The sequence below is a fragment of the Spirosoma flavum genome (assembly GCF_042686045.1).
Lineage (GTDB): Bacteria > Bacteroidota > Bacteroidia > Cytophagales > Spirosomataceae > Spirosoma > Spirosoma flavum.
Genome location: NZ_JBHUOM010000058.1, coordinates 1 through 5,887, shown reverse-complemented (window position 1 = coordinate 5,887; position 5,887 = coordinate 1). Strand labels below are relative to the sequence as shown.

The following is a 5,887-nucleotide window of genomic DNA, read 5'->3' as shown; positions in this document are numbered from 1 at the left end:
GGGGTACAACGTCTTTTGTCTTGCAACTATTGACCACTAGAGTTGATAACAGTAGTATACTGGCGAAAAAGGTGAATTTCATAATGTTAGTACTTTGACGTGAGCATTTATAGTAGAAAGTGTCTAAATGTACGATATATAATTAAAGAGCTAAACATTTGTATTATAAAGCTAATCATTAATATAGCTGTTGTTGTATAAGTGCGATTATGTAAAGTATAGCATCTTAAAAGCCTCAGATAAGCCCCCCTAAAGCCTATTGTATCCTACTGCGCCTGCTTTTCCGCGAAACAGAGCTATGTTTTCTTCTCTTTCGGCTTAGAACAAACCGTTAAAAAAAAATACAGCATCAAAAGCTCACTTAATTCCTTTTTTGCGGTCAACTGCTTTGAGTAGTTTTAATCTAGTCTAAACCAGAAACGTATGAAAACTAATACACATCGAAAGCCAACTTTGAGGGTTAGAGAGAATACAATTATGGAGGCCATCTCGAAGCCGGATTGGAAAATTAAAGGGTGGACTATTCACTTCCTATTATCTGAAAAACAACTTCATCGGGTTAAAAAATTATCCACCTTAGACAACTGGTATGAAGATCCGATTGTGGTGGACACGTGTCACGATAGACTCCAAACGTGTTATAATAGTATTCAACAATACTACGATACCTTTGGTCTACTACCCGTAGTCGGGGATCGGTTATTCGATGAAGACTCAGGTTTGATCATTCAAGACCGGTCCATTGATGGAGACTTAAAAATCATCAGTTTTACCATGAGCATTTAGCTACATAGCTGTTGCCAAAAAGTTTTGTTACCTAGGCCTGGACCAGCCCAACGGTGCACAAAAAAAATCGGCCACATCGAGGAGCCGATTTTTGATTATCCCACCATTCACTGTACTATCGATAACAACCGTCTATGCGTGTTTTTGCTTTTTTTTACACCATTGGGATGGTCCAAGCATCAGAAAATTCGGGGGTTTGGCACAACGCTCCGACCATTACACGTAGCTTATAGTTAAATTTTTCTTAGACATAGTTACTATTAACTACACGTAAAAATAAAATTAGCTGCTGATAGACAATGGGTTACATTTGTATATAAATACCCATTCATATGAAATCTACACCGAAACGTACTAAAGAAGAATTTGACCATTTCCTTCTTCAGTATGTTCAGCAGATGAGTCGGCAACAGCATCTATCTAAACAGATTGAAAATCAGCTTTTACATTTGATCAAAAAAAGAAAGCTCTCCACGAGTTAATGTAAATACCCAGCTTCTGCCCTTGCGAACGAGTCTTTATGAGACGAAGGAAGAGCGGCTGATGTGTCAAAATCGGCTTGACCAAGAATAAATCTACTGCTACTCAGAAGTCGTTTTTTGGGGTACTTTACTTCCGACCAATACACTCAATTTAGGGATATTCGCTTAACACAGTCTAGGTCTATTCTCTTCCCTTTCCAATGGACAATTCGGTCAGTTTTCAGGGCTTATGTTATGTGGTTGATCTGAGAATTTTCACCTAACATAAGATACCTTATACAACCTGTATGCTAAAAGTGCAATAGCCCTATAACCCTATAATATTTTTCTAACTACTTGTATATAAGTACTTTATTAATTATAACTATATTTTTAGTTTGAGGCCTATTTCCCTTTAGTCTTTTTGTTTCTTCTTTTCTTTTCCCCGTTGTTTTTTGGTCTTCCTGATAAGTGGACTAGCGTCAGCTATTTTTCAAGCACGTTACTAGCCCTAAAAAGCCGTTTTTCAAGCCCCTTTTTTAGCAAACAAGTGATTGTGTATTTTCAAATACACTTGTTAAACACTTGTAAGGTGATTTTTTAGCAAGTAACTATCTGATTACTAAATATTTATGCTGTGGATAACTTTAATAAACACAGGTTTAATCTTTAATAAACACAGGTTTAATCGGTGAAACAGGGTTAATAAACACAGGTTTAATCGGTGAAACAGGGTTAATAAACACAGGTTTGATCTTTAATAAACACATATTACTAAAACTAATTGTGTTTTATAATAGTGTTTTTATATTTGTCTGTAAATCAACGATTATGAACAAAGCGGTAGAAATATGGCAAGATAATGCGCTTACTGTAGCTCGGTACGAGATGACGGAGACGGAGAAAAACATTCTTTATATGGTAGTCGCCAATATTAAGAAAGACGACTCACCAACTAAAAAGTATCAGGTATCAGTCAAAGAAATGGCTGAAGTCACTGGCTCAAAGGGATTGATGCTAGAAGCGTACAAGCAAGCAACCCGCAAGTTATTGACTCGCGTTTTTGAAACAACCTTACCAGATGGTGACCTCTTACAGGCTACGTTTATTTCGTCTGCACGCTATAAAAAGGGCACTGGCATTATTGAAATAGGTCTTTCTGATGAAGTAAGGCCCTTTTATGTTCACCTTCACAGCAAGTACACCAAAGTTCAGTTAGCTGCGGCAATCTCTCTTAACTCGACGTATGCCAAACGCATTTACGAACTACTGTGCATGTTTAAAAACATGAAAGACAAGATATTCCGACGCAATCTTGCCGATTTGAAAACCATGTTAAGCATTATAGATACAAAAACGGGAAAGGACACTTATCCTGATTGGACTAAGTTTCAGAAAAACGTTTTAGATGTCGCATCTAAAGAAATAAACGGCCACACAGATGTTACGTTTACATACAAACCTGTCTACGGCGACCGACCTGGGCGAGGCCGTAAACCCGTCGTTGAAGTCGAATTTGAGGTCTTTTACCAGGTTAAACCCGAACCGGCTCCTTTGTCCAATCTGCACGAACGGTTGGTTAAACAATTTAGACTGCGGCCCGATCAGGCCGATGAGGTGCTGGCCACGCACTCAGCGGAAACCATTAATCGTCAACTCTATGATATTCAGACCAAAGCGAATGATGGCAAGGTCAAAAACTTAGGTAGCTATACCGCTAAAGTGTTTGGTTTAGCGACTACGGGGAAAGAAAAATAAGCCATCCGGTCCACTTATAACTTCATGAAATCCAATCATATTCCTAAGAATACAACCCTCTATTTACCCCCTGGCCACAAAGCAGAGCGGGCCGAACTATTCTGGCAAACCGCTAATTGTGACCACTTTATGGAGAACTACCGGGCTGATTTAGCGAAGAGCAACCCGAGTGAGCAGGTCCATAACCTCAAATTTGCCGATGTGGCCCGTATGCTGTCTGGGAACGTGCTCATTACGCCCGTGCCCAAATCGGTGACCAAGTACCAGGCCATTTCGTATTGGCAGGAAACCTACTATTTAACTATCTTTACCTTGGAACACCGGGTGGAGAATCCTTCGACCCTGTTTGCAGTTATTATTACAACCTACATCACCCATGAAAGCCGACACCTCAGTGCTTACCAAGCCTACGCCGACAAAATCCGCCAGCTCTACAACCGCTAAAGCGGCTCGTTCGACCCAGCAGGGCCCTCTACCCGGCAAAGGTCCCTGGTTCCGGCTGGATGGCGTGTGGTACACCAAGGATGAGGCCGATGAGTGGGTTATTATGCCCGGCCAGCCCAAAGCCAAGGGGTTGAAACGGCTCAAGCCAGCCAATGTCTCATCTTAGAATATTCCCTTAACATAACTCTCATTATATAACAAGACTTCAAATAGTACAATTAACAGCGGGGCAAAAAAGTGACAAAAAGTAAAAACGATCAGGTGGTGACATATTATGTCACTACCTGATCGTTTTTCATGGCTACTCTTTTTTCTTCCCCGTTGTCAACGCTTTCTGTTCCAGCTGATCAGCTTGAGCATTCATCGCCTTAGCCTGCTCAGCGGCTTGGTGAGCCGCTTCCCGCGTCGCATCGGCCTGTTCCTGCTGGATAATCCATTGGTGAAAATCGGCCAGATCTTTTCCGCCGTTGACCTGACTAGACACCGTATACGTACTATCAATCTTGCGGACATAGACCGGATCAACCTGACGCAGATTGCGCCACTTCCAGTCGGATACCTCAAATTCACGGCGTTCACTCCGCCAATCCAGGGCCAACCAACTCATACCCATCAACAGAATTACCAGCAACCCGAAGACGTAGCCCCCGTACTGCACATACTGGCTCAGGCGGTATTCCGGTCGTTGGCGGATCAACTGAGCTAAGGCATCAAATTGGGGAGTGAGGTCCGTCGGCACACTCGCCTCTTTTTGTAGCTTGAGGCTATCAATCCCAGCCCGTAAGCCATCGATGGCGGTAGCGACCTTTTCCAAGCTGGATTTGGCATCTAGCAGGGTAGTCGGCTTGGGCTGATCGGCCACCAGCAATTTCAATTCGGTCACCTCATTGGTTAATGTCTGAACCAACTCGGTTAATAAATCCATGTCTTGTTTGTCCATCTCATCGGCTGCGGCCTTGACCGCGTTTTGGCTTGATTTCCGGCGTTTTCTCTTCGTTGTCTAGACTAGACTGTTTCTGAGCCGTTCGTTGCTCCTGGGCCAATTTGTGAGCCTCCTGTTGCGCTAAGCGTTCTCGTTGCTGCTGATTCAAGGTTAATTGCTGGCTAATCTGATGAATACCCAAGCTTTGGTGCAGTTTAGAGCCCTTAAACGCATGGGTTACCGCTTCGCCTTGCTCATCCTGAATGGTCCGTTCAAAGGTGACCCCGCGCGGCTGGCCGGCACTGTCCCGGTTAATCAGTATCCGGATACCCTGCTGACTCAGTTGCTGCCGTAAATCTTCCCCGTTGGTCGAGCGGCTTAGACTCTCCCGCACTTGGTCACGGATCTCAATTCGGCTGCGGTCGCGCTCGGGTAGGTTCTCCAGGCTTTTCCGTTGTGTCTGTTCCATCATCGGCGTTAACGCGTACTTCTGCTCAATCTGACGCAAAAGATGCTCAGAGCGGCTAAAATTGTGGCTGTCGCTAATGGTCTGCCCATCGTTGGCTACCCGGTTAGCAATGATGTGAAAATGGCTGTGGCCGGTGTCCCGGTGCTCAATCACCGCATACTGACTTTGATCCAGGCCCATACCCTTCAGATAGTCGCTGGCCACCGACTGTATGAGCTGCGGGTTAGCCCGTACTCGAACCTCGTCCTGGGGGTCGAAACTAATGGCCGTATGCCACACGCTGCGGCTTAGATCGGGATTCAGTTGGGCTTGGCGCACAAAGTCGGCCACCATCGCTTTCTGCTCGTAGTCGCGCACCCCCTGAGACAAGATCACTTCGCCTTTCCCCTTTTCCACCTTTTCCATATTATAGCCGCAACAGCCTTTGAAGCTGCGGCCAATGCTGGTTTTGCCAATCATGACTTATAGGGCTTTTCCGTTGATATAAATCCGAAACTCACCCGCCGTTGCCTCTTGGTAAGCGTGCGTAAATTCGTCCTCCAGAACCCAGTCCCATGTCTCGAGAAGGGTCTCATACGCCAGCAGATCACTAGCCACCGTTAAGTCATACTCTCGATGCTCAATCTGGGGAACCGGGTTCAGAAAGTTAACCACTTCGCTCAGCGGGGGATCTCGATCGTGCCAGACTTTAGCGTAATGATGGATGCCCCTGTATTGGTATCGCTTCAAATAAATAACAGCGCTCATCATTCGACAACAGGTTTATCTAACAACAGGCTCAATTGCTTGAGCAGTCGCTGGGCCTCGACCGCAATGCTGCGGATGCCGTCAGCATGAGCTTTGTGGGCAATCTGATTGAGGTTATTGCCCACCTTAGCCACCTCGTTCAACGTCGCGTTTTCAGACAGGGTCAGTCGTACCTGGGCTTGACCCGTCAGCACGATTTGGCGACAGTAATCCGACAGGTTTAACCCTGCTCGCTCGGCCCGTTTCTTGATGGCCAACTCCTCCAACCCCGTCACGTACAGGTTGATCTTCTTGTCGCGT

General features: G+C 44.9%; 8 protein-coding genes. 4 read left to right on the top strand and 4 right to left on the bottom strand.

The window, feature by feature from the left end:
* Positions 1-477 precede the first annotated feature (477 nt).
* The 4 genes from ACFS25_RS31605 (at position 478) to ACFS25_RS31590 (ending at position 3,615) form a co-directional block, all read left to right on the top strand.
* Positions 478-786, top strand: a complete 309-nt coding sequence (locus ACFS25_RS31605; protein ID WP_381509192.1) for a hypothetical protein — start codon at positions 478-480, stop codon at positions 784-786.
* A 1,292-nt stretch (positions 787-2,078) separates the two neighbouring features.
* Complete coding sequence (locus ACFS25_RS31600) at positions 2,079-3,005, top strand: replication initiation protein (protein ID WP_381509190.1); 927 nt, start codon at positions 2,079-2,081, stop codon at positions 3,003-3,005.
* Positions 3,006-3,029: 24 nt separating this feature from the next.
* Positions 3,030-3,449, top strand: coding sequence for a hypothetical protein (locus ACFS25_RS31595; protein ID WP_381509188.1), 420 nt, complete (start codon positions 3,030-3,032; stop codon positions 3,447-3,449).
* Positions 3,382-3,615, top strand: coding sequence for a hypothetical protein (locus ACFS25_RS31590; protein WP_381509186.1), 234 nt, complete (start codon positions 3,382-3,384; stop codon positions 3,613-3,615). Before ACFS25_RS31595 ends, ACFS25_RS31590 begins: the two co-directional genes overlap by 68 nt.
* 135 nt (positions 3,616-3,750) lie before the next feature.
* Here the strand turns inward: ACFS25_RS31590 and ACFS25_RS31585 are convergent, their stop codons facing one another.
* The 4 genes from ACFS25_RS31585 to ACFS25_RS31570 all read right to left on the bottom strand — a co-directional run.
* Positions 3,751-4,374: a hypothetical protein gene (locus ACFS25_RS31585; protein ID WP_381509184.1), complete on the bottom strand. Its 624-nt coding sequence runs from the start codon at positions 4,372-4,374 to the stop codon at positions 3,751-3,753.
* 16 nt (positions 4,375-4,390) lie between these two features.
* The gene (locus tag ACFS25_RS31580) at positions 4,391-5,299 is read right to left on the bottom strand and encodes a relaxase/mobilization nuclease domain-containing protein (RefSeq protein WP_381509182.1); all 909 of its coding nucleotides are present in this window, start codon (positions 5,297-5,299) and stop codon (positions 4,391-4,393) included.
* A 3-nt stretch (positions 5,300-5,302) separates the two neighbouring features.
* Positions 5,303-5,590 carry a hypothetical protein gene (locus ACFS25_RS31575; RefSeq protein WP_381509180.1) on the bottom strand — a complete coding sequence of 96 codons (288 nt, stop codon included), beginning with the start codon at positions 5,588-5,590 and terminating at the stop codon, positions 5,303-5,305.
* Positions 5,587-5,887, bottom strand: a 301-nt coding sequence (locus ACFS25_RS31570) for a plasmid mobilization protein (RefSeq protein WP_381509178.1), incomplete at its 5' end; no start/stop codon positions are given. The genes ACFS25_RS31570 and ACFS25_RS31575, both read right to left, overlap by 4 nt.

Bases quoted from the DNA above. Each gene is read 5' to 3' on its own strand.
- ACFS25_RS31605 (WP_381509192.1), top strand. From the start codon at position 478: ATGGAGGCCATCTCGAAGCCGGATTGGAAAATTAAAGGGTGGACTATT.
- ACFS25_RS31600 (WP_381509190.1), top strand. From the start codon at position 2,079: ATGAACAAAGCGGTAGAAATATGGCAAGATAATGCGCTTACTGTAGCT.
- ACFS25_RS31595 (WP_381509188.1), top strand. From the start codon at position 3,030: ATGAAATCCAATCATATTCCTAAGAATACAACCCTCTATTTACCCCCT.
- ACFS25_RS31590 (WP_381509186.1), top strand. From the start codon at position 3,382: ATGAAAGCCGACACCTCAGTGCTTACCAAGCCTACGCCGACAAAATCC.
- ACFS25_RS31585 (WP_381509184.1), bottom strand. From the start codon at position 4,374: ATGGATTTATTAACCGAGTTGGTTCAGACATTAACCAATGAGGTGACC.
- ACFS25_RS31580 (WP_381509182.1), bottom strand. From the start codon at position 5,299: ATGATTGGCAAAACCAGCATTGGCCGCAGCTTCAAAGGCTGTTGCGGC.
- ACFS25_RS31575 (WP_381509180.1), bottom strand. From the start codon at position 5,590: ATGATGAGCGCTGTTATTTATTTGAAGCGATACCAATACAGGGGCATC.